General features: G+C 73.5%; 24 protein-coding genes. 13 read left to right on the forward strand and 11 right to left on the reverse strand.

Features of this window, described 5'->3' with window-relative positions:
• Positions 1-194: 194 nt before the first annotated feature.
• The 4 genes from ACFV7Q_RS08630 to ACFV7Q_RS08645 all read left to right on the forward strand — a co-directional run bounded on the left by ACFV7Q_RS08630 (position 195) and on the right by ACFV7Q_RS08645 (position 4,696).
• Entirely contained in the window at positions 195-1,820 is a 1,626-nt protein-coding gene (locus ACFV7Q_RS08630; RefSeq protein ID WP_385425364.1) for a M48 family metallopeptidase, read from the forward strand.
• Complete coding sequence (locus ACFV7Q_RS08635; RefSeq protein ID WP_385425367.1) at positions 1,820-2,992, forward strand: hypothetical protein; 1,173 nt, start codon at positions 1,820-1,822, stop codon at positions 2,990-2,992. The genes ACFV7Q_RS08630 and ACFV7Q_RS08635 overlap by 1 nt, the downstream gene beginning before the upstream one ends.
• 98 nt (positions 2,993-3,090) lie before the next feature.
• Entirely contained in the window at positions 3,091-3,756 is a 666-nt protein-coding gene (gene msrA / locus ACFV7Q_RS08640; protein WP_385425370.1) for a peptide-methionine (S)-S-oxide reductase MsrA, read from the forward strand.
• Positions 3,757-3,850: 94 nt separating this feature from the next.
• Complete coding sequence (locus ACFV7Q_RS08645; protein WP_385425372.1) at positions 3,851-4,696, forward strand: class I SAM-dependent methyltransferase; 846 nt, start codon at positions 3,851-3,853, stop codon at positions 4,694-4,696.
• Here the strand turns inward: ACFV7Q_RS08645 and ACFV7Q_RS08650 are convergent.
• From ACFV7Q_RS08650 to ACFV7Q_RS08660, 3 genes are all read right to left on the reverse strand, one after another.
• Positions 4,686-5,663 carry a GNAT family N-acetyltransferase gene (locus ACFV7Q_RS08650; RefSeq protein WP_385425375.1) on the reverse strand — a complete coding sequence of 326 codons (978 nt, stop codon included), beginning with the start codon at positions 5,661-5,663 and terminating at the stop codon, positions 4,686-4,688. The genes ACFV7Q_RS08645 and ACFV7Q_RS08650 overlap by 11 nt on opposite strands.
• Before the next feature lie 151 nt (positions 5,664-5,814).
• On the reverse strand, positions 5,815-7,083 hold the full coding sequence (locus tag ACFV7Q_RS08655; protein ID WP_385425377.1) for an Ig-like domain-containing protein: 1,269 nt from the start codon (positions 7,081-7,083) through the stop codon (positions 5,815-5,817).
• 121 nt (positions 7,084-7,204) lie between these two features.
• Positions 7,205-7,507 carry a hypothetical protein gene (locus tag ACFV7Q_RS08660; RefSeq protein ID WP_385425380.1) on the reverse strand — a complete coding sequence of 101 codons (303 nt, stop codon included), beginning with the start codon at positions 7,505-7,507 and terminating at the stop codon, positions 7,205-7,207.
• A 146-nt stretch (positions 7,508-7,653) separates the two neighbouring features.
• Here ACFV7Q_RS08660 and ACFV7Q_RS08665 point away from each other — a divergent pair, with 146 nt between their 5' ends.
• Complete coding sequence (locus tag ACFV7Q_RS08665) at positions 7,654-8,025, forward strand: LPXTG cell wall anchor domain-containing protein (protein WP_385425383.1); 372 nt, start codon at positions 7,654-7,656, stop codon at positions 8,023-8,025.
• A 120-nt stretch (positions 8,026-8,145) separates the two neighbouring features.
• Here ACFV7Q_RS08665 and hutH read toward each other — a convergent pair whose 3' ends face one another.
• The 5 genes from hutH to ACFV7Q_RS08690 all read right to left on the reverse strand — a co-directional run bounded on the left by hutH (position 8,146) and on the right by ACFV7Q_RS08690 (position 14,255).
• Positions 8,146-9,687 (reverse strand): histidine ammonia-lyase, encoded by a 1,542-nt coding sequence (gene hutH / locus ACFV7Q_RS08670; RefSeq protein ID WP_385425428.1) that lies wholly within the window; start codon positions 9,685-9,687, stop codon positions 8,146-8,148.
• Positions 9,688-9,753: 66 nt separating this feature from the next.
• Positions 9,754-10,869 (reverse strand): diguanylate cyclase domain-containing protein, encoded by a 1,116-nt coding sequence (locus tag ACFV7Q_RS08675; protein ID WP_385425386.1) that lies wholly within the window; start codon positions 10,867-10,869, stop codon positions 9,754-9,756.
• Between the two features lie 264 nt (positions 10,870-11,133).
• Positions 11,134-11,922, reverse strand: coding sequence for an enoyl-CoA hydratase/isomerase family protein (locus tag ACFV7Q_RS08680; RefSeq protein WP_385425389.1), 789 nt, complete (start codon positions 11,920-11,922; stop codon positions 11,134-11,136).
• Between the two features lie 41 nt (positions 11,923-11,963).
• The gene (locus ACFV7Q_RS08685; protein WP_385425392.1) at positions 11,964-13,136 is read right to left on the reverse strand and encodes an adenylate/guanylate cyclase domain-containing protein; all 1,173 of its coding nucleotides are present in this window, start codon (positions 13,134-13,136) and stop codon (positions 11,964-11,966) included.
• A 240-nt stretch (positions 13,137-13,376) separates the two neighbouring features.
• On the reverse strand, positions 13,377-14,255 hold the full coding sequence (locus tag ACFV7Q_RS08690) for a biotin--[acetyl-CoA-carboxylase] ligase (RefSeq protein WP_385425395.1): 879 nt from the start codon (positions 14,253-14,255) through the stop codon (positions 13,377-13,379).
• A gap of 130 nt (positions 14,256-14,385) precedes the next feature.
• Between ACFV7Q_RS08690 and ACFV7Q_RS08695 the strand changes: the two genes are divergently transcribed.
• The 4 genes from ACFV7Q_RS08695 (at position 14,386) to ACFV7Q_RS08710 (ending at position 17,107) form a co-directional block, all read left to right on the forward strand.
• On the forward strand, positions 14,386-15,984 hold the full coding sequence (locus ACFV7Q_RS08695) for an acyl-CoA carboxylase subunit beta (protein WP_385425398.1): 1,599 nt from the start codon (positions 14,386-14,388) through the stop codon (positions 15,982-15,984).
• Positions 15,985-16,003: 19 nt separating this feature from the next.
• Entirely contained in the window at positions 16,004-16,219 is a 216-nt protein-coding gene (locus tag ACFV7Q_RS08700) for an acyl-CoA carboxylase epsilon subunit (RefSeq protein ID WP_385425401.1), read from the forward strand.
• A 118-nt stretch (positions 16,220-16,337) separates the two neighbouring features.
• Positions 16,338-16,469, forward strand: coding sequence for a morphogenic membrane protein MmpB (mmpB, locus tag ACFV7Q_RS08705; protein ID WP_256987083.1), 132 nt, complete (start codon positions 16,338-16,340; stop codon positions 16,467-16,469).
• Positions 16,470-16,492: 23 nt separating this feature from the next.
• Positions 16,493-17,107 (forward strand): Maf family protein, encoded by a 615-nt coding sequence (locus ACFV7Q_RS08710; RefSeq protein WP_385425405.1) that lies wholly within the window; start codon positions 16,493-16,495, stop codon positions 17,105-17,107.
• Here the strand turns inward: ACFV7Q_RS08710 and ACFV7Q_RS08715 are convergent.
• Positions 17,088-17,534 carry a hypothetical protein gene (locus tag ACFV7Q_RS08715; protein WP_385425408.1) on the reverse strand — a complete coding sequence of 149 codons (447 nt, stop codon included), beginning with the start codon at positions 17,532-17,534 and terminating at the stop codon, positions 17,088-17,090. The two genes, ACFV7Q_RS08710 and ACFV7Q_RS08715, sit on opposite strands and share 20 nt — an antisense overlap.
• Positions 17,535-17,928: 394 nt before the next feature.
• Here ACFV7Q_RS08715 and ACFV7Q_RS08720 point away from each other — a divergent pair, with 394 nt between their 5' ends.
• A complete protein-coding gene (locus ACFV7Q_RS08720; protein WP_385425410.1) occupies positions 17,929-19,692 on the forward strand; it encodes an acetyl/propionyl/methylcrotonyl-CoA carboxylase subunit alpha in 1,764 nt (587 codons plus the stop codon).
• 890 nt (positions 19,693-20,582) lie between these two features.
• Here the strand turns inward: ACFV7Q_RS08720 and ACFV7Q_RS08725 are convergent.
• Positions 20,583-21,539, reverse strand: a complete 957-nt coding sequence (locus tag ACFV7Q_RS08725; RefSeq protein ID WP_385425413.1) for a DeoR/GlpR family DNA-binding transcription regulator — start codon at positions 21,537-21,539, stop codon at positions 20,583-20,585.
• A gap of 187 nt (positions 21,540-21,726) precedes the next feature.
• On the reverse strand, positions 21,727-23,166 hold the full coding sequence (locus ACFV7Q_RS08730) for an NAD(P)H-quinone dehydrogenase (protein WP_385425416.1): 1,440 nt from the start codon (positions 23,164-23,166) through the stop codon (positions 21,727-21,729).
• Between the two features lie 289 nt (positions 23,167-23,455).
• Here ACFV7Q_RS08730 and ACFV7Q_RS08735 point away from each other — a divergent pair, with 289 nt between their 5' ends.
• The 3 genes from ACFV7Q_RS08735 (at position 23,456) to ACFV7Q_RS08745 (ending at position 26,533) form a co-directional block, all read left to right on the forward strand.
• Positions 23,456-23,893 (forward strand): gamma-glutamylcyclotransferase, encoded by a 438-nt coding sequence (locus ACFV7Q_RS08735; RefSeq protein ID WP_179178250.1) that lies wholly within the window; start codon positions 23,456-23,458, stop codon positions 23,891-23,893.
• A gap of 128 nt (positions 23,894-24,021) precedes the next feature.
• Entirely contained in the window at positions 24,022-24,828 is an 807-nt protein-coding gene (locus tag ACFV7Q_RS08740) for a purine-nucleoside phosphorylase (protein WP_385425419.1), read from the forward strand.
• 58 nt (positions 24,829-24,886) lie between these two features.
• Positions 24,887-26,533, forward strand: coding sequence for a phospho-sugar mutase (locus ACFV7Q_RS08745; RefSeq protein WP_385425421.1), 1,647 nt, complete (start codon positions 24,887-24,889; stop codon positions 26,531-26,533).
• Positions 26,534-26,580: the final 47 nt, after the last annotated feature.

Here is a 26,580-nt window from a genome sequence, read left to right on the forward strand (position 1 = left end):
GGGCCGGCCGGCGGGTCCGGGCGGGCCCGGCTCCGCCACCGGCCCGCCTCCGACCCGGCGCGGCCGCAGGTGCCGCACGCACCGCACCGCACCGCCGCACCGGCCGGGTCTCCCGCACCCGGCCCCGGCGAACCGCGCGGGCGGTGCACCCGGCGCCACCGCACCGTCTTCACCCCCGGGGGGATCTGTCCCATATGGGCGCTTCACTGCGCGCGTTGCGCGCTCTCGTCCTGCTCTCAGGCTTCTATCTGCTCGGCCTCGTCCTGCTGGCCCTGCTCGCCGGCGTCGATTTCGGCGCGTACGCGGCCGGGCTCCGCGGTTTCGCACTGCTCAAACTGATCGCCGTCACCGGCGTCCTCGCCGTCCCGATCGTGCGCGGCATGATCATGCTCCGCACCCCCGAGGAGGACCCGGTCCCCGGCGTGCCCGTCGGCCCCGAGCAGGAGCCGGTGCTGTGGCGGACCGTCCGCGAGGTGGCGGAGCAGGTCGGCACCCGCGCCCCCGACGAAATCGTGCTGATCGCCGAGGTCAACGCGGCCGTCAGCGAGGACTCCCGACTGCTGGGCCTGCTCCCCGGCACCCGCCGCCTGTACGTCGGACTGCCGCTGATGACCGGCCTCGACGAGATGCAGCTGCGTGCCGTGCTCGCCCACGAGATGGGCCACTACGCCAACTTCGACACCCGCCTCGACGCGCTGATCGCCCGCGGGCACGCCCAGCTCACCCGTACCGTCGCCCACTTCCACGAGCGCGCCGCGGCCAAGGTCGCCAAGGAGCGCGCCCGGCAGGAGAAGCAGGCGGAGAAACGAATCGCCAAGGGCAAGAAGGCCCACGAGGTCGACACCCGCTTCGACGGCGCCACCCACCGCGCCATGGCCAAGTTCTACATGGCGTACGGCCGGTTCTACCTGCGCGCCACCCTCTCCTCTTTCCGCCGCCAGGAGCTCGCCGCCGACCTCGCCTCGGTGAAGGTCGCCGGACGCGACGCCGCCGCCTCCGCGCTGCGCGAGCTCAACGCTCTGGGCCCCGCCCACAAGTTCTACATGGACTCGTACGCCACCCTCGGCCTCGGCGCCGACCTGCTGCCCCGGCCCGGCCAGGTCTTCGGCGGCCTGCGCAGCCTCCTCGACGCCCGCGCCGCCGAACTGGACGACCTGCGCCGCGAGCTGCCCACCGAGCCCACCGACCCGTACGACTCCCACCCGCCGCTCGCCGAACGCGTCGCCCGCATCGAGGCGCTGCCCGACGACGGCCGCGGCCGCACGGACGCCCGCCCCGCGCTGGCGCTCCTCTCGGCCCCCGAAGCGGCCCAGGCCGCGCTGGAGCAGGCCGTGCTGACCCCGGAGGCGCTCGCCCTGGAGCGGGTCGACTGGCCGGACCTGGTCCACGAGAGCATGACCCGGTACGTGGACCGGGGCGCCCAGGACATCCGCGACGCCTTCGCCGCGGAGGGCGCGGGAGCCTCCGCCGACTCGGACCGCGGCCCGGACCTGTTGACGGTCCTCGACGCCGTCGACGCCGACCCGGCCCTGCGCTGGCGCGTCGCCGACCGCTTCCCGAAGTCCGAGGAGGCCGCCGCGGCCACCGGCCGCACCGCCCGTGAGTTCGCCCGCCCCGTCGTCCGACGGCTCCTCAACCAGCTCGTCACCGTAGAGCTAACGGCCCGCGCCACCGCCCGCTGGGAGCTGTCCTGGTCCGACCCGGCCGCACTGCGCTACCCCTCCGAGGAGTTCGAGGCACAGCTGGAATCCGCGCTGGAGGCGGCCACCGCCGACCAGTGCGACACCGAACCCCTGCGGAAGCTGGTGCTCGCCCCGTGATGATCGGACTCGCCATCCTCGGCGTCCTGCTGCTCGCGGGCGCCCTGAAACTGCTGCGCGCCGTGTACTACGTACGCAAGGCGCGCAAACTCAACGCCCGGTCGGACGCCCTGGAGGCCGAGATCGCGGCCACCCAGGCCGCCACCGCGACCCTGGAGGAGCAGACCAAGGCCGAGCAGGCCGCGGCCGTCGTCGCACTCGGTTTCGTCCCCGAGGCCGACCTCGACACCGAGCACGCACAGCCCGTACCCCCGGAGCAGACGGCCGCGCTCGCAGCGGTCCGGGCCGGCGACTGGCAGACCGGCGCCGACTGGATCGACGCCGCCGGAACGGACTGGGAGGAGCGCTGGGAGCGCGTACGCGCCCTGTCCGAGGCGGCCGCCGAGGACGACGCGTGGCTGCTGGCCTGGCAGGCGGCCCGGCCCGGGGACCCGACGGCGGCGGTCGTCGAGGCCGACACGGCCGTGCTGGTCGCGTGGAACGTACGCGGCAGCCAGTCCGGGGCCCGCACCACGCAGGAGCAGTTCCGGCTCTTCCGCGAGCTGCTGCTCAAGGCGGAGCGGACCGCGCACGCCGCCCAGAAGATCGCCGACCCCGCGGACCCCGTCCCGTACATGGTGGAACAGGCCATCGGGATGGGCCTGGGCTACCCGCACGAGCGGTACGAGGAACTGTGGGCGCAGATCACGGCCCGCGCCCCGAAGCTGCTGACCGCGCACACCCACTGCATGCAGTACTGGGCCGCGAAGTGGCGCGGCTCGCACGAGCTGGCCCTCGGCTTCGCCACCGGGGCCGCCACCGGGGCCGCCGCCGGGGCCGAGCCGGGCGAGCTGCTGTCGCTGCTACCGCTGATCGCGTACTTCGAGAACGAGTCCTGGAACGAGGACCTCAAGGCGGAGGACTACTACAAGGAGCCCGAGGTCCGCGCCGCGGTCGAGGCCGCCCTCGCCGACCTCGCCGCGGCCGACCCCGGCGACCGGCGGGCGGTCAAGCTGCGGCACATGCTGGCCTGGATGCTGTTCTGGCAGGACCGGGACGCGGAGGCGGTCGAGCAGTTCCGCCAGATCGACGGCTACATCGGCGCCATGCCGTGGTCGTACCACTCCCAGCCCAAGCGGCGGTACCTGTACGCCCGCGACTGGGCGGTCCGCGTGACCACCGACGCGCAGTAGCGGCCGACGACCACGGGCGGGCCCGGACCTTCTCCACCCGAGGTGGGGAATCCGGGCCCGCCCCCGTCCGTTGAGGGGGGTACCAAGGAGGGAATTCCATGTTCTCGTACCGCCGCACCCCCGAGCTCCCCACCGCCGAGCAGGCCCTCAAGGGCCACGCCGAGCCCCTGTTCGCCCTGCCGCCGCAGCACACCGTCCTCGGCACCCCCCTCGCCGGCCCCTACCCGGAGCACCTGGAGGTCGCGGACTTCGGGCTGGGCTGCTTCTGGGGCGCGGAGCGGAAGTTCTGGCAGACCCCCGGGGTGTGGACCACCCTCGTCGGCTACCAGGGCGGCCACACGCAGAACCCCACGTACGAGGAGGTCTGCTCGGGCCTGACCGGCCACACGGAGGTCGTCCGCGTGGTCTTCGACCCGGCGGCCGTCTCCTACGCCACCCTGCTGAAGCTGTTCTGGGAGTCCCACGACCCCACCCAGGGCTTCCGCCAGGGCAACGACGTCGGCACCCAGTACCGATCCGCGGTCTACACCCACTCCCCCGCGCAGCAGGCGGCGGCCGAGGCCTCCCGCGACGCCTACCAGGAGGTGCTGAACGCGTCCGGCTACGGCGCGATCACCACGGCGGTCCTCCCGGCCGAGGACCGGCCGTTCTGGCCCGCGGAGGCCTACCACCAGCAGTACCTGGACAAGAACCCGGCGGGCTACTGCGGCGTGGGCGGCACGGGCGTCTCCTGCCCCATCGGCGTGGCCACCGCCGACAACTGACCCCGCCCGGACCCGGCGGCACACGGGCTCGCCCCCTTACCGAGCGGCGGTCAAATCGGTCGCGTGAGGCCGCGGGTGTCCGGAGACTGGGGCGGTGGATGACAGTGGGCAGCGGGACGGGGTTGCGGTCAATCGGGCCGTGTGGGACGAGCGGGCGCGGGTGCACGGGACCACGCCCGGGGACCGGTTCTACGACGTCGAGTCGTTCCTCGCCGGCCGGCAGACCCTGTGGGGGCTGGAGCGGGAGCTCGCCGGGGACGTGCGCGGGCTGGACCTGCTGCACCTGCAGTGCCACTTCGGCATGGACACCCTCAGCTGGGCGCGGCTCGGGGCCCGCGTGACCGGGGTGGACTTCTCCCCGGTGGCTGTGGAGCGGGCCCGGGAGCTGGCCGCCCGCGCCGGGATGGCGGAGCGGGCCGAGTTCGTCGAGGCGGACACGCAGGCGCTGCCGGCCGCGCTCGGCGGCCGGTTCGACCTGGCCGTCGCCACGTACGGCGTGTTGTGCTGGATCGGCGACCCGGACGCCTGGATGCGCGGGGCGGCGACCGCGCTGCGCCCCGGCGGCCGGCTGGTCCTGGTCGACCTGCACCCGCTGTACCAGGTCTTCGCCAGCTACGAGCCGCTCGTCGCCGACTGGCCGTACGGCGGCGGGCAGCCGCAGCGGGAGCCGGTCACGGGGACGTACGCGGATCCGGAGCTGCGCACGCAGCCGCGGGAGTCGGTGCAGTACCCGCACGCGCTCGGCGAGATCGTGACGGCCGCGGCCGGCGCCGGGCTGGTCGTGGAGCGGCTCGGCGAGCACACGGAGGCCGAGTCCGACGGCCGGGGCGTCCTGCCGCGGGGGGAGGACGGCAGGTACCGCTTCCCGTTCGGGCGGACCCACCTGCCCGTTCTGTACTCCCTCGTGGCGCGCCGCCCGGCCGCCGCCCCTACAGGGTGAGCTGGAAGACGGCCGTGCCGCGTTCGCGGCGGTAGCCGAGGGCCTCGTTGACGGCGCGCATCGGGGTGTTCTCGTCCGCGACGGTCGTGGCTACGGCCCGCAGGGCGGGGTGGCGGTCCGCCGCCTCGGCGAGCATGCGGAGCTTGACGGTACGGCCGAGGCCACGGCCGCGGTGTCCGGGGACGACCACCGTGTCGTACTGGACGGCGCGCGGGCCGTCGGGGTCGGGCAGCACGAGCTCCGTGTACGCGGCCACCTCGCCCTCCGGGGTGACGGCGGCGACGGTGGTCAGCGCGCCGCCGCGGTCGAGGATCAGCTGCTGGGAGGCGTGCAGGCGCTCCGGGGTCCAGGCGAGGACCTGCTCGTCCATGTCGCCGGCGGGGGCGTCGTCCATGGCGCAGTGGGCCCGGGCCGCGGCGGCGGCCCACGCGTCGGGCACCAGGCCGGGCCAGCAGACGAGCTCGTAGCCGGGCGGGGCGGCGGCCTCCCGGACGGGCAGGGCGCGCCGTGCCTCCGGGACGTCCTGGACGTACCAGGCCATCGGCAGGACGCATCCGAAGCCCAGCGACTCCGCGAAGGCCTGGCCCGGGCCGCCGAGGTCGATCTGGGCGGAGACGGAGGTGCGGCCCCGGGCGAGGAGTTCCTCGCGGACCCGCTCCCACAGGGCCGTGCCCAGTCCCCGCCGGCGCGCCCGCGGACGGACCGTCAGCACGTCGAGGAACGCGGTGTGCTGGTTCTCCGCGTCGCTGAACAGCAGGAGCCCCGCGACGCCGTCCTCGGCCGCCCACAGGGCGGCGCGTCCGCGCGCGGGCCGCACCCGGATCCGTCCGGCCACCTCCACCAGGGAGGGCGCCGGAAGCTGCGGCAGGTCGGCGGCCCGGGCGTCGGCCAGGACCGACCGCCAGGCCTCCGCCTCGGCGTCGGACGGGGGCGGGGTGAGGGCGCGGATCACGGAGTCGGTCGTCATGTGCCGGACCCTAGTTCGGGGACGGGGGCCTTCGCGCGGGAGTTTGCGGTGGTGCGCACGCGCCGGGAACGCCGGATGGCGGGGCACCCCCGAAGGGTGCCCCGCCATCCGCGGGTACGGTCCGGTCCGCCGCGCGGCGGGACCCGGGAGGTCAGGCGGCCGAGCCGGCCTTCCAGTCCGCCCAGCTCATGTTCCAGCCGTTGAGGCCGTTGTCCGGCTTGATGGTCTTGTCCGGGGAGTTGACCACCGTGACGACGTCGCCGATGAGCGAGTTGTCGTAGAACCAGGCGGCCGGCTGGTTCGGGTCGCCCGCGCCCTTGACGTCGTTCAGGCCGACACAGCCGTGGCTGGTGTTCACGCTGCCGAAGATCGAGTCCGCGCCCCAGTAGTTCCCGTGGAGGAAGGTCCCGGAGTTCGACAGCCGCATCGCGTGCGGGACGTCCTTGATGTCGTACTCGCCCTTGCCGTCGGCGTCGGTGAAGCCGACGGTGGCACCGTTCATCCGGGTCTCCTTGAACTTCTCGGAGATCACCATCTGGCCGTTGTACGTCGGGGTCGCCGGGGAGCCCGCCGAGATCGGGATGGTCTTGATGACCGCACCGTCCCGGGTCACCGTCATCTTCTTCGACTTGGCGTCGACGGTGGAGACCTGGCTCCGGCCGATCTTGAAGGTGGCGGTGCGGTTCTGCACGCCCTGGACGCCGGGGGCGCCCTGCACCCCGTCCAGCTGCATCTTCAGCGTGACGGTGGAGTTCGGCTGCCAGTAGTTCTCGGGGCGGAAGTCGAGCCGCTGCTCGCTGAACCAGTGACCGACGACCTCCTGGCCGCTGCTGGAGGAGACGTTGATCGCCGCCTGGACCGCCTTCTTGTCCTTGATCGGCTTGTTGAAGGTGATCGACACGGGCATGCCGACGCCGACGGTCTGGCCGTCCTCCGGCACGAAGGAGCCGATGAAGCTGTTCTCCGGGGAGACGGTGGTGAAGGAGGCGTTCTCGTGGGCCTCCTTGCCGCCGGCGTCCTTGGCGGTCGCCGACAGCGCGTACTTCGTGGAGCGCTTCAGCGGGGCGTCCGGCTTCCAGCTCTTTCCGTCACCGGCTATCTTGCCGGCCACGGCGGCGCCCTCGGAGGTCTTGAGCTCGACCGCGGTGAGCGTGCCGTCGGCGACCGTGACGCCCGTCGTGTCCAGGCCGACGTTGGTCGAGCCGTCCTTCGGCGTGATCGTTATCTTGGCCTTCGACGCGTCCTTGGCGGCGGCCGCGTCGACGTCGGACTGGGACTTGGCGGCGTCCCCGCCGCCCTTCGCCTTGTCGTCGTCTCCGCCGCCGCACGCCGTGAGCATCAGTACGCCGCCGAGCACGGCGGATATGGCCGCCATGGACCTTCGCCGCCGCTTGCTGTCCGTCCTCACACGCCACTCCATCGCTGCTGAACCCCCCGGGGGCATCCCCGGGCAGGGGGACACGCCCCCTGCCTCGCACCAGTCAACGCGTTGACGGCTCGGATCGGTTCCACATTCCGTTTGGATGTGGGCAACCCCACGGTCAGGCGTTGTCGGTCTCTCTGTCGAAGCTCCCATCTTCCTCGTCCAGCTCGTACTCCAGGGACTCGGGGTCGTATTCGACGGGCTCGCTGCTCCAGGAGGCCTGTACGAGCTCCACGCCGGGGATCTCCGCGACGAGGTCGGTGGGGTCGATGAGGTAGGCGAGGGCCTCCGACTCGTCCTCCCGCACGGCCGACTCGGCGTGGCCGCGCTCGTCGTCCGGCATGAACTCGTCGGCCTCGATGTGGTCGAGTGCGGCTCCGGTCAGTGCCTCGGCATCCGGCACCTCCAGCACCAGATCCACGCGAAGCCGGACGTATCGTGATGTGTCAGAAGGGTTCATACGTCGGAGACTAAGCCCGCACGAGCCCCGGGTTTCCCACGACCCGCCCCTTTCCGTAGCATCACCGCACACGGTCAATTCGCTGCTTCCGCAAGGGGGATCGCCCCGTGTCCGCACGCCCGCCCCTGCTCACCTCGCTGGGTGCGACCACCCTCCTCGCCGCTCTGTGGTTCGTTCCGTCCGCGAACGCCACCGCACCCGGGTCCGCGGCCCCCGGCTCCGTCGCGCCCGCCCCCGGGAACACCGGCACCCCCGGCACCGTCACGATGGCCGCCGAAGGCGGGGGCGCCCCCGCCTCCGCGGACACCGCGGACGCCGTCGGCGGGACCGCGCCGTCCGGCCGGGCCGCCACCCTGTCGCTCGCCGACACCGGCGGGATCGACACCACCCCGTACCTGCTGGCCGGCACCCTCTTCCTGGGCGTCGGAGCGGGCTTCGTCACCTTCTCCGTGCGCCGCACCCGCACCCGCACCCCGTAGGCGCGCCGGCACGGGGCGCCCCCGGCAGCGCAACGGCCGGGGGCCGCGCCCCCGGGGTCTCCCGGGAGCGGCCCCCGGCCGTTCCGTTTTCCGCGCCGCCGGACGGGCCGGCCGGGCTGCTCAGGCGAGCGGGCCGGTGACCGCCTCGACGGCCTCGACCAGTCCGCCCGAGCGCACGAACGCGTCGGCGGCAGCCAGATCGGGCGCCAGGAAGCGGTCCGCCCCGGGACCCCCGACACCGGCCGCCCGCGCGCCGGCGATGGCGGCGAGGCTGGCCGGGGCGGCCGTGAGCCCGTGGCGCAGCTCGATGGCACGGGTGGCCGCGTACAGCTCGACGGCGATGATGCGGGTCAGGTTGTCGACGGCGGTGCGGAGCTTGCGGGCGGCCGACCAGCCCATCGAGACGTGGTCCTCCTGCATGGCGGAGGAGGGGATGGAGTCGGCGGAGGCCGGGACGGCCAGCCGCTTCATCTCGCTGACCAGCGCGGCCTGCGTGTACTGGGCGATCATCAGACCCGAGTCGACGCCGGCGTCCTCGGCCAGGAAGGGCGGCAGGCCGTGCGAGCGGTTCTTGTCCAGCAGCCGGTCGGTGCGCCGCTCGGCGATGGAACCGAGGTCCGCGGCCGCGATGGCCAGGAAGTCCAGGACGTACGCGACCGGAGCGCCGTGGAAGTTGCCGTTGGACTCCACGCGCCCGTCGGGCAGGACCACCGGATTGTCGACGGCCGAGGCCAGCTCCCGGGAGGCGACCAGGGCTGCGTGGGCCATGGTGTCGCGGCCGGCACCGGCGACCTGCGGGGCGCAGCGCACCGAGTACGCGTCCTGCACGCGCGGGGCGGACTCCTCCTGGAAGTGCCCGGTGAGCCCGGAGCCCTTCAGGACGGCGGCCATGTTGGCGGCGGAGTCGCCCTGGCCGGGGTGCGGGCGGATGGCGTGCAGCTCGGGTGCGAGGACCTTCTCGGTGCCGAGCAGGGCCTCCAGCGTCAGGGCGGCGGTGATGTCGGCGGAGGTGTAGAGCCGGCGGAGGTCGGCGAGGGCCATGATCAGCATGCCGAGCATGCCGTCGGTGCCGTTGAGGAGGGCGAGGCCCTCCTTCTCGCGCAGCTCGACGGGCTCGATGCCGGCCTCGGCGAGCAGTTCGCCGGCCGGGCGGACGACCCCGTCGGGGCCCTCGGCGTCGCCTTCGCCCATCAGGGTGAGCGCACAGTGCGAGAGCGGGGCGAGGTCGCCGGAGCAACCGAGGGAGCCGTACTCGTGGACGACGGGCGTGATGCCCGCGTTGAGCACGTCGGCCATGGTCTGCGCGACGGAGGGCCGGACACCGGTGTGGCCGGAGGCGACCGTCTTCAAGCGCAGGAACATCAGGGCGCGCACGACCTCCCGCTCGACGCGCGGGCCCATGCCGGCGGCGTGCGAGCGGACGATGTTGCGCTGGAGCTGGGCGCGCAGCTCCGGGCTGATGTGCCGGGAGGCCAGGGCGCCGAAGCCGGTGGAGACCCCGTAGACGGGCTCGGGCTTGGCGGCGAGGGAATCGACGATCTCGCGGGAGCGGGCGAGCGCGTCCAGGGCCTCGGGGGACAGCTGGACCCGCGCGTTGCCGCGGGCGACGGCGATGACGTCCTCGGGGGTGGTCCCGGACGTCCCCACCACGACAGTGTGCATATCCATATTCAGCACCCTACGGACTGAATCACTTCATGTCACTAGTGACATTCACCGGACCTGCCGTCATGCCCGGCCGCGGAAACGGCGCCGCTCACCCGGGGCCTCCTGCTGCGCCGCGTCCGCCAGCCGCACCACGGCGGTGTCCCGCCCGGCGACGACGGGTTCGGCGGAGCGGGCGGCCTTCGCCTTGTACTGGGCGGCGTCGGCCAGCCGGAACAGCCGACGGGAGGACCCCACGGGGCCGATCGGGTCCCCGGTCGACGCGACCCCGCAGGCCACCCCCTCGCCGAGCTCCAGCCTGCCGGCACGGCGGCACAGCTCCTCGGTGACCCGCACCACCTCGTCGGCCGAGGGCCCCACGCTGACCAGGCAGAACTCATCGCCGCCGAGTCGGGCGGCGAGCGCGCCGGGCAGCATGGCCCCGCACAGGCTCAGCACGGACCCGAAGCGCTCCAGGAGCCGGTCGCCGGTGGCGTGGCCGAGGGTGTCGTTGACCCGTTTGAGCCCGTTGAGGTCGCACACCACCAGGCTCACGACGACACCGCCGCGCCGGTGCTCCTCCAGGGCCCCGTCGAGCCGCATGTCGACGGCGCGGCGGTTGGCCAGCCCGGTCAGCGGGTCGGTGAAGGCCAGCCGCCGGGCCTCCTCCAGCCGGTCGCTCTGCGCGAGGCCGGCGGCGAGGACGGCGGCGAGGACGGTCGCGAACTCGGCGTCGTCCCCGTCGAAGTCGGGCAGCCCGTCGTCCCGGGCCACGTACAGCTCGCCCCACGCGCGGCCGCTCAGCACGACCGGCGCCACGACGCAGGTGCCGCGGCCGCGCCGGCGCAGCGTCTCTCCCCGCCGGCCGGGGCGGGCACCGCGGGCGCTCTCGACCCAGGCGTGCGGGCCTCCGCCGCCGACCCAGAGCTCGTGCAGGAACTCGGTGATCTCGGGGAAGTCGTGCACGGGGTACGACTCGTCCTCGGGGAACTCGACCTCGTCCGCGCGGAGCCCGCCCTCGTTCACGAGCACCCGCAGCCGGCCCCGCTCGCGCTCCCAGGCGGAGATCGCGGCGAACGACCCGTCCAACGCCAGCCGCGCCCCCCGCGCGGCGGCCCGCATGCTGTCCCGCGGCGCACCCGCGGCGGCCATGGCCTGCGCCAGGCCCACGACGGCTCGCAGCCGCGCGTCGAGTCCCATCACCCCAGGTTAGGGAGTTTCACCCGATATGCCAGGTCACGCCCGAACCGGACGAGCCGTCGCGGGCCGGCCCGGCCGGCAGGGCACGCCGGCGAGGCGCGCCGACCTCGGTTCCGGGCCCAGCCCCGGGACGGCCGGTCGGGGCGGCAGCGGCCCGCCCCGGGACGGCGGTGCCGGCGGGGGCCGGTCCCTGGCGGTGGTGCCGGGAGGGCCGGGTCCGGGGCGGCCGGGCGACGGCCGGCCGCCTCCGGGACGGCCGTGCGGCTACTGGCCCGGCCAGTTGGGGCGGCGCTTCTCGTTGAACGCCGCCACGCCCTCCGCGCGGTCTCCGGAGAAGGCCACCGTCCGCCAGGCCGCGTCCTCGATCTCCAGGCCGGCCGCCAGGTCCATCCCGTGCCCCAGCCGCAGCGCCTTCTTGGCCGCACGCAGGCCGACCGGGGAGTTCGCCGCCATCCGGGCGGCCAGGGCGAGGGCCTCCTCCCGGTCCCGGCCCGCCGGGACCACCGAGTCGACCAGGCCCAGGGACAGCGCCTCCGCCGCTTCCACCCGGCGGGCCGTGAAGATCAGCTCCGCCGCCCGGGCCGCGCCCACGCGCCGCGGCAGCAGCTGGGTGCCACCGCCGCCCGGGATCACGCCCACGGACACCTCGGGCAGGCCGACCACGGCCGTCTCGTCGGCCACGATCACGTCGCAGGCCAGCGCCAGCTCGAAGCCGCCGCCCAGCGCGAACCCGTGCACCGCCGCGATCGTCGGCATCGGCAGCTCCAGCACGCCCCCGTACGCCCCTCGCGTGGTGGGCCGCTGGCGCACCAGCTCCGCATCGCTGAGGGAGTTGCGCTCCTTGAGGTCCGCGCCGACGCAGAACGCCCGCTCCGCCGTCGAAGTGAGCACCACCACCCGGACCGACGGGTCCGCCGCCAGCTGCGCGCAGGACGAACCGATGGCCCGCGCCATGTCCGTGGACACCGCGTTCATCGCCTTCGGCCGGTCAAGGACCAGCTCCACGACCCCGTCGTCACCGTGCCGACGTACCGCTACGAACTCCGACTCCATCGCCGACTCCACCGACACAGGGCCCTCCCGGTTAACGAACGTTACCCGGGGATCTTAGGCTTCCGCCGCGTCAGCGACCAGGGCTCCACGACCCCCAGCCCGCGCACCGGCCGCTGCCACATCGGCTGGAGCGCGAAGCGGTACGAGCCGCCGCCCACCTCGGCCTCGGCCTCCTTCTCGGAGACCGGCGCCGCGCCCGTGCGGCCCAGCTCCTCGGCCATGGCCCCGTCGACCAGCACCGCGTCCTTCGGGGCTATCGAGGTCAGCCGGCTGGCCAGGTTCACCGTGGTCCCGAAGACGTCGCCCATCCGGGTGGTGACCGTCCCGAAGGCGATGCCGACGCGCAGCTCCGGCATCTGCGGGTCCGATTCCATCGTCTCGATCAGCCGCAGCGCGATCTCCGCCGCCGTCGCCGCGTCGTCCGCCGCGTACAGCACCTCGTCGCCGAGCGTCTTGATCAGTCGGCCGCCGTGCGCCGCGACCAGGTCCGCGGCGTTCGTCTCGAAGGACTCCACCAGCTCGCCGAGCTGCTCCTCCTCCAGGCGCCGCGTCAGCCGCGTGAAGCCGACCAGGTCGGCGAAGCCCACCGCGAGGCGCCGGTCGACCATCTCCTCGTCGTCGGCCGCCTGCACGACGCGGCCGGTGGCCGCGGCCAACTGGCGCCGCCACACGTAGACGAGGAACTCCTCCAGCTCCGGGAGGAGCAGCTCGACCAGCGGGTACGTGACCTCCGTACGGGTCATGCCCGGCTCCGGCGGCTCGGTCAGCCCCTCCAGGAAGGAATCGATCTGCCATTCGGCCAGCCGGGCGGTGGTCTGCCCGGTGGAACGGGCCACCTGCACCGCCATCGGCTCGCTGAGCAGCCCCGCCTCGACCAGGCCGGCGAGCCGGCGCAGCGCGAGGACGTCGGCCTCCGTCAGGGCCCTGGCCTGGCCGATGTCCGCGAAGCCCATGGCCCGCCAGAAGCGGGAGGCGAGCTCCATCGACACGCCCGCGCTGCGGGCCGCCTGGAAGGGGGTGTAGCGGCGCTCGGCCCCGAGGATGAGCTGCTCCAGCCGGATGGCGAGAGGGTCCGCCGTCGGCTGGGCGGTGTGGTCCACCTCGTGGTGGGGGGTGTGCTGGTCCCGCCCGATCGGCGTACCCGGGCTCCCGGGGCCGCCCGGGTTTCCGGGTCCGTGGGCGGACGCGCCGGACTTTGAGTCGTCGACGGTCAAGGGCCGCCTCCTGTCCATTACGTGCGCACTGCCCTGCCGAACCGGGTGATCACCGGCAAGGACCGGGAACGCCTAAACCATACGGCAGGTGTGCCGTAGCTCACTCCCCACTCCCGTTACCTCCGGTGCCCTGCGGCATCGCGGGCCGGTCCGGGACCCGCCGGGCGTGCGCCCCGGGCCGGCCCGGCGTGGTCCCGGCGGGGGCCGGCGGACCGGCCCCCGGACCAGCCCTGACCGGGCCTACCGCGCGGCCCTGAGGTGCACCACGTCGCCGGCGCCGACGGCCTCGTGCACGCCTTCCTCCGTCCGTACGACGAGCCGCCCCTCCGCATCGACCGCTTCGGCCGTCCCGGTGAGCGACCGCCCGCCGGGCAGGTCCGCCCGCACGTGCCGGCCGAGGGTGGCGCACTGCGCCGCGTACGCCTCCTGCAGGCCGCTGGCCGCCGGGTCGCCGCCGGCCTCGCGCCAGTTCCCGTACCACTGCTCCAGGGACCGCAGTACGGCCTTCAGCAGCGGCTCGCGGTCCGTGACGGTCGCCTTGGCCAGGGCCAGCGACCCGGCCTCCGGGACCGGCAACTCGTCCTCGGTGAGCGTCACGTTGAGGCCGATCCCGATGACGATCCCGTCCGCGACGCGTTCCGCGAGGATGCCGGCGGCCTTGCGTTCCTGGCCTTCGACGGTGACCAGCAGGTCGTTGGGCCATTTGAGTGCGGTGTCCACGCCGGCGGCCCGGGCCAACCCGGCCGCCGTGGCCACCCCGGCCAGCAGGGTGAGCCAGCCCCACCGCTCCTGCGGCACGGCCCCGCCCGGCTTGAGCAGGACGGAGAAGAACAGCCCCGACCGGGCCGGCGCGACCCAGCTGCGGTCGAGCCGCCCGCGCCCGGCGGTCTGCTCCTCGGCGACGAGGACGGCGCCCTCGGGCAGCTCGGCGGCCCGGGCGGCGAGGTCGGTGTTGGTGGAGCCCGTACTGGGGACGACTTCGACCGAGGACCACAGCCCTCCCCCGGTGACGAGGGCGTGCTGTAGGGCGGCGGCGTTCAGGGGCGGCCGGTCGAGGTCCGACCAACGACCCGCGGAGGGCCCGGAAGGGGTTGCTCCTGAAGCATCTGATGGCGTCATGCAACCCACAGTAGGTGTGTCAAACGCCGCACTGCCGAGCGCCATGCCCGCCGATACGCTACGCACCAGTAGCCAGCAGTAGTCATTCATTGACCAGGCAGTTGACACCACACAGGGAGCCGCGACCCCGATGTCACAACCGTCAGAGCCGATCGACATCCACACCACCGCGGGCAAGATCGCGGATCTGCAGCGCCGTATCGACGAGGCCACCCACGCCGGGTCCGCCCGGGCCGTGGAGAAGCAGCACGCCAAGGGCAAGCTGACGGCGCGCGAGCGGATCGCCCTGCTGCTGGACGAGGGCTCTTTCGTCGAGCTGGACGAGTTCGCCCGGCACCGCTCCACCGACTTCGGCATGGAGAAGAACCGCCCGTACGGCGACGGCGTCGTCACCGGCTACGGCACCGTCGACGGCCGCCCGGTGGCGGTGTTCTCCCAGGACTTCACCGTGCTCGGCGGCTCCCTGGGCGAGGTCTTCGGCCAGAAGATCATGAAGGTCATGGACTTCGCGCTGAAGACCGGCTGCCCGGTCGTCGGCATCAACGACTCCGGCGGCGCCCGCATCCAGGAGGGCGTCATGGCCCTCGGCATGTACGGCGAGATCTTCCGCCGCAACGTGCACGCCTCCGGCGTCATCCCGCAGATCAGCCTGGTCGTGGGCCCCTGTGCCGGCGGTGCGGTCTACTCGCCCGCCATCACCGACTTCACGGTGATGGTCGACCAGACCTCGCACATGTTCATCACCGGTCCGGACGTCATCAAGACGGTCACCGGCGAGGACGTCGGCTTCGAGGAGCTCGGCGGCGCCCGCACCCACAACGCCACCTCGGGCGTGGCCCACCACATGGCCGGGGACGAGAAGGACGCCATCGAGTACGTCAAGTCCCTGCTGTCGTACCTGCCGTCGAACAACCTCTCGGAGCCGCCCGCCTTCCCGGAGGAGGCCGACACCGAGGTCTCCGACACGGACCGCGAGCTCGACGTGCTGATCCCGGACAGCGCGAACCAGCCGTACGACATGCACACCGTGATCGAGCACGTCGTCGACGACGGCGAGTTCCTGGAGACGCAGTCGCTGTTCGCCCCGAACATCCTCACCGGCTTCGGCCGGGTCGAGGGCCACCCGGTCGGCGTCGTCGCCAACCAGCCGATGCAGTTCGCCGGCTGCCTGGACATCAACGCCTCCGAGAAGGCCGCCCGCTTCGTGCGGACCTGCGACGCCTTCAACATCCCGGTGCTGACCTTCGTCGACGTCCCGGGCTTCCTGCCGGGCACCGACCAGGAGTACAACGGAATCATCCGGCGCGGCGCGAAGCTGATCTACGCCTACGCCGAGGCCACCGTCCCCCTGATCACCGTCATCACCCGCAAGGCCTTCGGCGGCGCCTACGACGTCATGGGCTCCAAGCACCTCGGCGCCGACCTCAACCTGGCCTGGCCGACCGCACAGATCGCCGTCATGGGCGCGCAGGGCGCGGTCAACATCCTGCACCGCCGCACCATCGCCGAGGCGGAGGCCGCCGGCGAGGACGTGGAGGCCGTCCGCGCCCGGCTCATCACCGAGTACGAGGACACGCTGCTCAACCCGTACACCGCCGCCGAGCGCGGCTACGTCGACGCGGTGACGATGCCGTCGGACACCCGTGCGCACGTCGTCAAGGCGCTGCGCCAGCTGCGCACCAAGCGCGAGTCCCTGCCGCCGAAGAAGCACGGCAACATCCCCCTCTAGGTCCGGGAGGTCCAGTCCTGTGGTGATCAAGGTCGTCAAGGGGAATCCGACGCCGGAGGAGCTGGCCGCCGCCCTGGCGGTGGTCCAAGCGCGCGCGGCGGTGCTGGCCTCGGCACCGTCGGGCGCGCCGCGGGTGGCCGACGCGTGGGCGGCGCCCGCCCGGCTGGCGGCGCGGACGCTGCCGCAGCCCGGGCCGCGCGCGTGGGCCCGTACGTACTGGCCCGGCGGGGGCTGATCAGCGTCCCGGCCGGGATCCCGGAGACGGGCCCGGCCGGAAGATGGTGCGATCCGGTGGTGGCGCCTGAGTACCCGTACTCAGGCGCCGCACCGGCCTCCGGGGACAGGATCGGGGCATGCTCTGGTCCGACCCGAAGAACGAGCCGCCCGAAGAGATGCGCGAGACGCAGGCGATGCTCCGGCGGATGACCGTCGTGCTCGTCCTCGCCATGGTGGTCGTCGTCTACGTACTGGGTGTGGGGTTCTAGGCGGCCCGCCTACGATGACGGGCATGACTGCTGCCCAGGCCCCGGCCCACGCCCTCGTCCTCGCGTCCGCCTCCCCCGCCCGGCTGAACCTGCTGCGCCAGGCGGGTCTGGCCCCGCACGTGATCGTCAGCAACTTCGACGAGGACTCGGTCACCGCGGACACCCCGGCGGAGCTGGCGCTGGCCCTGGCCGAGGCCAAGGCGGCCGTGGTGGCCGGCCTGGACGAGGCCGCGGGAGCCCTGGTCATCGGCTGCGACTCGGTGCTGGAGCTGGACGGCGAGGCCCTGGGCAAGCCGGCGGACGCCGCGGAGGCCACGGCCCGCTGGAAGGCGATGCGCGGGCGGGCGGGCGTCCTGCGCACGGGGCACTGCGTGATCGACGCGGCGTCGGGCCGCCGGGTCTCGGCGACGGCGTCGACCACGGTCCGCTTCGGCGAACCGACGGACGCGGAGGTCGCCGCCTACGTGGCGAGCGGAGAGCCGCTGCACGTCGCGGGCGCGTTCACCCTGGACGGACTGTCGGCGCCGTTCATCGAGGGGATCGACGGCGACCACGGCAACGTCATCGGGCTGTCGATGCCGCTGCTGCGCTCCCTGCTGGGCGAACTGGGCGTGTCCATCACGGACTTGTGGGCGTGAGCCCGACCGGCTCCTGACCGCCGTCCACGCGGCCGCTGCGGGCCGGGTGGAGCGTCAGGCTCAGCACGATCAGGCAGAGGATCACCATCGTCGCCGCGAAGGCGCCCCAGCCCACCGCCGAGACGGCGAGGGCGCCGAGCAGCCCGTGGGCGACGGCGGCGGCGATCAGCACGGCGCGGACGAAGCGGCCGGGCGCACGGTCCCGTACGGCGGCCACGGCGAGCAGCACCGCGCACAGCAACAGGAAGCCCCCGATGACCGCCCCCAGCACGTACGTGGCCACGGCCATGACCTCGGGGTCGGAGCCCGCTATGGACATCGACTGGTTGCGCGTGGTGCGGCCCAACACGAAGTGGACCAGGGCGAGCAGCACCCCCTCGGCGGCGAGCGCGGCGGCGGCCAGCCCGGCCACGATTCTGCGCAGCACGGCATCCACGACGCCCCACCCCTCCAAGGCTCACGGGTCACGAGCCCGTTCGACGCCTGGAGGCTACTAACGGGTAAACGTACGGACAAGGGGTGCGCACCCGTTCGTTACGCGGAAGGGTGCGCGACGGCGACCGCGCAAAGAATCTGTGGGCCGTTCGTAGGGAATCCACAAAGAATCGCCGGGGGCCGCTGACCCCGTGGACAGAGACCGTGGCTATCTGACGGGGTTACTGTGCAGTCGGGGATCCCCCTGACCTGGGGCGCCACAAGGACTTTCCGCGCAAGAGGCGACCTCCCTTCACACTCCGTGTGGGCAAGGTCACCTCTGGGGAAGGGTCGAAAGGCCGTGTGGGCAGTCCCTAAACTCAGCTTGTTTCAAGGAGGGAGCCATCGTGCGCAAGGTGCTCATCGCCAACCGTGGCGAAATCGCTGTCCGCGTTGCTCGGGCCTGCCGGGATGCCGGGATCGCGAGCGTAGCCGTCTACGCCGACCCGGACCGGGACGCCCTGCACGTCCGCGCGGCCGACGAAGCTTTCGCGTTGGGCGGTGACACCCCGGCCGCCAGTTACCTGGACATCTCCAAGGTCCTGCAGGCCGCCGCCGACTCCGGCGCGGACGCCATCCACCCCGGATACGGCTTCCTCTCCGAGAACGCCGAGTTCGCGCAGGCCGTCATCGACGCGGGCCTGACCTGGATCGGCCCCCCGCCGCAGGCCATCCGCGACCTCGGCGACAAGGTCGCCGCCCGCCACATCGCGCAGCGCGCCGGCGCCCCGCTCGTCGCCGGCACCCCGGACCCGGTCTCCGGCGCCGACGAGGTCGTCGCGTTCGCCAAGGAGCACGGCCTGCCGATCGCCATCAAGGCCGCCTTCGGCGGTGGCGGCCGCGGCCTGAAGGTCGCCCGCACCCTCGAAGAGGTGCCGGAGCTGTACGAGTCCGCCGTCCGCGAGGCCGTCGCCGCCTTCGGCCGCGGCGAGTGCTTCGTCGAGCGCTACCTCGACAAGCCGCGCCACGTCGAGACCCAGTGCCTGGCCGACAGCCACGGCAACGTGGTCGTCGTCTCCACCCGTGACTGCTCGCTGCAGCGCCGCCACCAGAAGCTGGTGGAGGAGGCCCCGGCGCCGTTCCTCTCGGAGGAGCAGAACGCCGAGCTGTACGCCGCCTCCAAGGCGATCCTGAAGGAGGCCGGCTACGTCGGCGCCGGCACCGTCGAGTTCCTCGTCGGCCTCGACGGGACGATCTCCTTCCTGGAGGTCAACACCCGCCTCCAGGTCGAGCACCCGGTGACGGAAGAGGTCGCCGGCATCGACCTGGTCCGCGAGATGTTCCGCATCGCCGACGGCGAGGCGCTCGGCTACGGCGACCCGGTGCTGCGCGGCCACTCCTTCGAGTTCCGCATCAACGGCGAGGACCCGGGCCGCAACTTCCTCCCCGCCCCCGGCACGGTCACCAAGTTCAACGCGCCGTCCGGCCCCGGTGTCCGCCTGGACGCGGGCGTGGAGTCCGGCTCGGTCATCGGCCCGGCCTGGGACTCCCTGCTGGCCAAGCTGATCGTGACGGGCGCGACCCGCGAGCAGGCCCTGCAGCGCGCGGCCCGCGCCCTGGCCGAGTTCGAGGTCGAGGGCATGGCCACGGCCATCCCGTTCCACCGCGCGGTCGTCGCCGACCCGGCGTTCGCCCCGGCCGACGGCACCCCGTTCCAGGTCCACACCCGCTGGATCGAGACCGAGTTCGTCAACGAGATCCCCGCCTTCGCCGCCCCCGCCGCGGACGAGGCCGAGGAGGAGCCGGGCCGCGAGACGGTCGTCGTCGAGGTCGGCGGCAAGCGCCTGGAGGTCTCCCTCCCGTCCTCCCTGGGCATGACCCTGGCCCGTACGGCCGCGGCCGGCGGCGCCAAGCCGAAGCGCCGCGTGGCGAAGAAGTCCGGGCCGGCCGCCTCGGGCGACACCCTCGCCTCGCCCATGCAGGGCACGATCGTGAAGGTCGCGGTCGAGGAGGGCCAGCAGGTCAACGAGGGTGACCTGGTCGTCGTCCTGGAGGCGATGAAGATGGAGCAGCCGCTGAACGCGCACCGCTCCGGCACGATCGTCGGCCTGACGGCCGAGGTCGGCGCGTCGCTCACCTCGGGCGCCGCGATCTGCGAGATCAAGGACTGACGCGCAGGCCGACGCCCCACGCCTCCCGAACGCCGGCGAGCTGGATCCCCAGCCGCCGGCGTTCGCCGTCTCTCCCCGCCGCAGGGTCCCGTCCCGCGCGCGGACTCCGCCCGGACGCGTTGCAGGGGCTGCGCCCCGCGCTCCCGCGCCTCGAACGCCGGCACGGCTGAAGGACCACCCGGCCCCGGAGGGCCCCCGACCCTCACCCGACCGAACGGGACTCCGCCCCGCGCGGCTGGAACTGCACGACCGGGCCTCTGCACGTGACCCACGGGCCTGGTCCGGCCACGCAGGGCGGCACCCCCGCGCCGCAAGCGCCGGCATAGCCGAAGCGCACCACCCGGCCCCGGAAGCCCCCCGACCCTCACCCAACCGAACGGGACTCCGCCCCGCGCGGCTGGAACTGCACGACCGGGGGCCGACAAGTGGCCCACGGGCCTCGCCCGGCCACGCGGAGCGCTGCCCCGCGCCGCGAGCGCCGGCGCGGCTGGAACCGACCCACCCACCCCGGCCAATCCAGCCCCGCCGGCGTTCGAGGCGCGGGTGTGTGTGGGCGGAGCCCCTGCGGCGGGCCGGGCGATACCCGGTTCCGGGGGAGGCGAGGCCACGCGTGGCATCAGCAGGCTCGGCCAGGGCGACGGCGACGACGGCCGCGGGGCCGCGGCCGGTGGCGGCGCTGGTCCGCGGCGCGCCCGGTCCACGGCGTGGGCCTGCTCCCCGGAGGCAGCGGCCCGACCCGCGGCCCGGCGGGCAGCCCGCCCGGGGCAGCGACGGTGGCCCCGTACGGCCGCGGCCGTGGCCAGGATGACGCCGGAGCCCGGACTGGCGACTGCACGGGGCCGCGGCCGGTGGCGGCGGCCCGGGCAGGGTCAGCGGCGGCCCCGGAGGGGTCAGCGGCGGCGGAGGTCGGCTACGCGGCGGTCGCCCGGCGGCGGCTCCAGCAGGGCGGCGGCCGGGGCGCTGCGGAGTCCGGGACCCCCGCGCCGCTGCACCGGCAGTGGTGCGTCGCGCCGTGGCCGTCGCCCCTGCAGACCACCGCCACCGTCCAGCGGCCCGGCGGCCGCGACCGTCCCGGCCACGGTGATCTGCACGCCCTGGTCCGCGAGCGCCTGCAGCTCCGTGGCCGCCCGGTCGTCGTGCGCCGGCGGCTCGTCCGTCACGAGGCGGGTCATGACATCGGTCGGGACCGTCTGGAACATGGTGTCGGTGCCGAGCTTGGTGTGGTCGGCGAGGACCACCACCTCCGCCGCGGCCTGGACGAGCGCCCGGTCCACGCTCGCGGAGAGCATGTTGGATGTCGACAGGCCCCGTTCCGCGGTGAGGCCGCTGCCCGACAGGAAGGCGCGGGAGACCCGCAGCCCCTGCAGGGACTGCTCGGCGCCACTGCCGACCAGCGCGTAGTTGGACCCCCTGAGCGTCCCGCCGGTCATGACGACCTCCACGCGGTTGGCGTGGGCGAGCGCCTGGGCGACGAGCAGCGAGTTGGTGACGACGGTGAGGCCCGGCACCCGGGCCAGCCGGCGGGCCAGCTCCTGGGTGGTGGTGCCCGCGCCGACGACGACGGCCTCGCCTTCTTCGACGAGGCCGGCCGCGACATCGGCGATGGCGGTCTTCTCGGCCGTCGCGAGATGGGACTTTTGCGGAAACCCGGATTCCCGCGTGAAGCCTCCGGGCAGTACCGCACCGCCGTGCCGGCGGTCGAGGAGTCCTTCTGCCTCCAGCGCCCGCACGTCCCGGCGTACGGTCACTTCGGAGGTCTGGACCACGCGGGCGAGCTCACGGAGCGACACCGCTCCATTGGCCCGCACCATTTCGAGAATCAACTGGCGACGTTCTGCAGCGAACACGAAACTGACAGTAACCCGGGCGACCGTCTGGTTTCAGCTCCTTGCGCCGGAATACCGAAGTTGTCCATAAGGCAGGGCACTTAGTGGTATACGCGGCCGGACGAGTACGTGAACAACCCGCCCCGCACCGGTGCCCTGCCCCAAGTCCCCTTACGGAAAGGGGAGGTTGCGGCCCCGCGGGCCCGGATCAGGCGTCGGTGCCGGTCTTCCGGGTGTGCAGCTGGCGCGCGACCTCGGCGATCGAACCCGACAGCGAGGGGTAAACGGTGAACGCGTTTGCGATCTGCTCGACGGTCAGGTTGTTGTCGACGGCGATCGAGATCGGGTGAATCAGTTCGCTGGCGCGCGGCGAGACGACCACGCCGCCGACGACGATCCCGGTGCCCGGGCGGCAGAACAGCTTCACGAAGCCGTCCCGGATGCCCTGCATCTTGGCGCGGGCGTTGCGCAGCAGCGGCAGCTTGACCACGCGGGCGTCGATGCGACCGGCGTCGACGTCGGCCTGCGTGTAGCCGACGGTGGCGATCTCCGGGTCGGTGAAGACGTTCGAGGAGACGGTCTTGAGGTTGAGCGGGGTCACGGCGTCGCCGAGGAAGTGGTACATGGCGATGCGGCCCTGCATGGCGGCCACGGAGGCCAGGGCGAAGATGCCGGTGACGTCGCCGGCCGCGTACACGCCGGGCGCGGTCGTACGGGAGACCTTGTCGGTCCAGATGTGGCCCGACTCCTTGAGCTTGACCCCGGACTCCTCCAGGTTCATGCCCCTGGTGTTGGGGATGGCGCCGACGGCCATGAGGCAGTGGGTGCCGGTGACGACGCGGCCGTCGGAGAGGGTGACCTCGACGCGGTCGCCGACGCGCTTGGCGGATTCGGCGCGGGCGCGCCCGATGACGTTCATGCCGCGGCGGCGGAAGACGTCCTCCAGGACGGCGGCGGCGTCCGGGTCCTCGCCGGGCAGCACGCGGTCACGGGAGGAGATCAGGGTGACGCGGGAGCCGAGGGCCTGGTAGGCGCCGGCGAACTCGGCGCCGGTGACGCCGGAGCCGACCACGATGAGCTCCTCGGGGAGCTCCTCCAGGTCGTAGACCTGGGTCCAGTTCAGGATGCGCTCGCCGTCGGGCATCGCGTCGGGGATCTCGCGCGGGGTGCCGCCGGTCGCGATCAGCACGCATTCGGCGGTCAGGACCGTCTCGGTGCCGTCGGCGGCGGTGACGATGACGTCGCGGGTGCCGTCGATGCCCTGGGGGCCGCCGAGGCGGCCGCGGCCCCGGATCACCCGGGCGCCGGCCCGGGTGACGGAGGCGGTGATGTCGTGGGACTGGGCGAGCGCGAGGCGCTTCACACGGCGGTTCACCTTGCCGAGGTCCACGCCGATGATGCGGGCGGACTGCTCGATCGGCGGGGTGTCATCGGCGACGACGATGCCGAGCTCCTCGTACGAGGAGTCGAAGTTCGTCATGACCTCGGCCGTCGCGATGAGGGTCTTGGAGGGCACGCAGTCGGTGAGGACCGAGGCCCCGCCGAGGCCGTCGCAGTCGACGACGGTCACCTCCGCGCCGAGCTGGGCCCCCACGAGGGCCGCCTCATACCCGCCGGGTCCGCCGCCGATGATCACGATCCGGGTCACGAAAACTCCGCCTCACGTCTACCCGGCCGAGCGCCGCCCCGGCCGGGGCTTCCGGGGGGTCTCCCCGGGGGATGCATTCCGTGCTCCATTGTCCCGCACGCTTCAAGGTGCTTCTCCCCCGGTCCGCCATCCGTGCGTCCCGGGGCCCGCCGTCCGGGCGTCCCCGGTCCCGCTGTCCGTGCGCTCCCCGGTACCGGGACCGCGGCGTTCCCGGTCCCGCCGTCCGGGCGCGGATTCCGCCGGCATCCGGGCACGCATACTCACCCGCCCCTCCCGTACCCTCGACTGCATGTCGCTCTACGCCGCGTACGCCGGCAACCTCGACCCGCGGCTGATGTCGCGCCGCGCCCCGCATTCGCCGCTGCGCGGAACGGGCTGGATCAACGACTGGCGGCTGACCTTCGGCGGCGAGCAGATGGGCTGGGAGGGCGCCCTCGCCACCGTCGTGGAAGCGCCCCGCCAGCAGGTCTTCGTCGCGCTCTACGACATCGCGCCGCTGGACGAGGACTCCATGGACCGGTGGGAGGGCGTCGGGCTCGACATCTACCGCCGGATGCGGATCCGCGTGCACACCCTGGACGGCGAGGAAGCCGCCTGGTGCTACGTGCTGAACGGGTACGAGGGCGGCCTGCCCTCGGCGCGCTACCTGGGGGAGATCGCCGACGCCGCCGAATCGGCGGGCGCCCCGCACGACTACGTGATGGAGCTGCGCAAGCGCCCCTGCTGAGCGGGTGCCGGAGGATCCGGGGGATCCGGGCCCTCCGGACGATTCGGCGGAAACGACAAGGCAACGATCCGAACACCGTGAGCAGCGCCATCTACGCGCGTAGGCAAACTGCGGCTACGCTCGTCTGCGTGAACGCATCTGTTACCGACCCCCACGCCGCCGCAGACGCCGCCGCCGCGCGTCTGCGCGAGCTCACCGGCGCCGAGACCCACGACGTCGCCCTCGTCATGGGCTCCGGCTGGGCTCCCGCCGCGGAGGCGCTGGGCGCCCCCGAGTCCGAATTCCCCGTCACCGAGCTGCCCGGCTTCCCGCCGGCCGCCGTCGAAGGCCACGGCGGCAAGATCCGCTCGTACAAGATCGGCGACAAGCGCGCGCTGGTCTTCCTCGGCCGCACCCACTTCTACGAGGGCCGCGGCGTCGCCGCCGTCGCCCACGGTGTCCGCACCGCCGTCGCCGCCGGCTGCAAGACCATCGTCCTGACCAACGGCTGCGGCGGTCTCCGCGCGGGCATGAAGCCCGGCCAGCCGGTCCTGATCAGCGACCACCTGAACCTGACCGCGGCCTCGCCCATCATCGGCGCGAACTTCGTGGACCTGACCGACCTGTACTCGCCGAAGCTGCGCGCGATGTGCAAGGAGATCGACCCCACCCTGGAAGAGGGCGTGTACGCCCAGTTCCCCGGCCCGCACTACGAGACCCCGGCCGAGATCAACATGGTCCGCGTCCTGGGTGCCGACCTGGTCGGCATGTCCACGGTGCTGGAGGCCATCGCCGCCCGCGAGGCCGGCGCCGAGGTGCTCGGCATCTCCCTGGTCACCAACCTGGCCGCGGGCCTCTCCGGCGAGCCCCTGAACCACGAAGAGGTGCTCCAGGCCGGCCGCGACTCGGCCGCGCGCATGGGCACGCTGCTGACCCAGGTCCTCGCCCGCATCTGACGGCGGCGGACACCGGACACCGAGCACACGGCACCGTACGAGAGGTAAGGCGGAAGTAGTGCAGGAACAGGACGACCTGATCACCCGGGCCCGGGCCTGGCTGGCCGAGGACCCCGACCCGGAGACGGCGGACGAGCTGGCCGGGCTCATCCAGGCGGGCGACACCGCCGAGCTGGCCGACCGGTTCTCCGGGACCCTCCAGTTCGGCACCGCCGGGCTGCGCGGCGAGATCGGCGCCGGCCCGATGCGGATGAACCGCTCCGTGGTCATCCGGGCCGCGGCGGGCCTCGCCGCGTACCTGAAGGCCGAGGGCCACGCAGGTGGCCTGGTCGTGATCGGCTACGACGCGCGCTACAAGTCCGCGGACTTCGCCCGCGACACCGCCGCCGTGATGACCGGCGCCGGCCTGCGCGCCGCCGTCCTGCCCCGTCCGCTGCCGACGCCCGTCCTCGCGTTCGCCATACGGCACCTGGGTGCCGTCGCCGGCGTCGAGGTGACCGCGAGCCACAACCCGCCCCGGGACAACGGCTACAAGGTCTACCTCGGCGACGGCTCCCAGATCGTGTCCCCGGCGGACGCGAAGATCGCGGCCGAGATCGACCGCGTGACGACCCTCGCGTCCGTCCCGCGCCCGGAGTCCGGCTGGGAGGAACTCGGCGACGAGGTCCTGGAGGCCTACCTGGCCCGCACGGACGCCGTCCTGGACCCGGCCTCCGCCCGCGGCGTGCGGACCGTCTACACGGCCATGCACGGCGTCGGCAAGGACGTCGTCCTGGCGGCCTTCGCCCGGCACGGCTTCCCCGAGCCGGTGCTGGTCGCCGAGCAGGCGGAGCCGGACCCGGCCTTCCCGACGGTGGCGTTCCCGAACCCGGAGGAGCCGGGCGCCATGGACCTGGCCTTCGCCAAGGCCGCCGAGGTCCAGCCCGACATCGTCATCGCGAACGACCCGGACGCGGACCGCTGCGCCGTGGCCGTCCCCGACAACGGCGGCTGGCGCATGCTGCGCGGCGACGAGGTGGGCGCGCTGCTGGCCGCCCACCTCGTCCACAAGGGCGCCACCGGCGTCTTCGCCGAGTCGATCGTCTCCTCCAGCCTGCTCGGCCGGATCGCGGAGGCGGCCGGCGTCGGCCACGAGGAGACCCTGACGGGCTTCAAGTGGATCGCCCGCGTCGAGGGCCTGCGCTACGGCTACGAGGAGGCGCTCGGCTACTGCGTGGACCCCGAGGGCGTCCGCGACAAGGACGGCGTCACCGCCGCCCTGCTGGTCGCCGAGCTCGCCTCGGAACTCAAGGAGCAGGGCCGCACCCTGACCGACCTGCTGGACGACCTGGCGATGGCCCACGGCCTGCACCACACCGACCAGCTGTCGGTCCGCGTGGAGGACCTGTCGATCATCGCCAACGCGATGGCCGCGCTGCGCGCCGAGCCGCCGGCGTCCCTGGCGGGCCTGCGCGTGGTCTCGGCGGAGGACCTGAACCGGGGCACGGAGTCGCTCCCGCCCACCGACGGCCTGCGCTACTACCTGGAGGGCGACTACAAGGCCCGGGTGATCTGCCGCCCGTCCGGCACGGAGCCCAAGCTGAAGTGCTACCTGGAGGTCGTCGTCCCGGTCGCCGAGGCCTCCGACCTGGCGCCGGCCCGCGTCCGCGGCCAGGAAGTCCTGGACGCGGTCAAGAAGGACCTCTCGGCGGCGATGGGCCTGTAGGCCCGCAGCACCGCCCGCGCAGCACTCCGCCCCGCTGGATGACATCC

The sequence above is a fragment of the Streptomyces sp. NPDC059851 genome, assembly GCF_042732005.1.
In the GTDB taxonomy this organism is placed as follows: domain Bacteria; phylum Actinomycetota; class Actinomycetes; order Streptomycetales; family Streptomycetaceae; genus Streptomyces.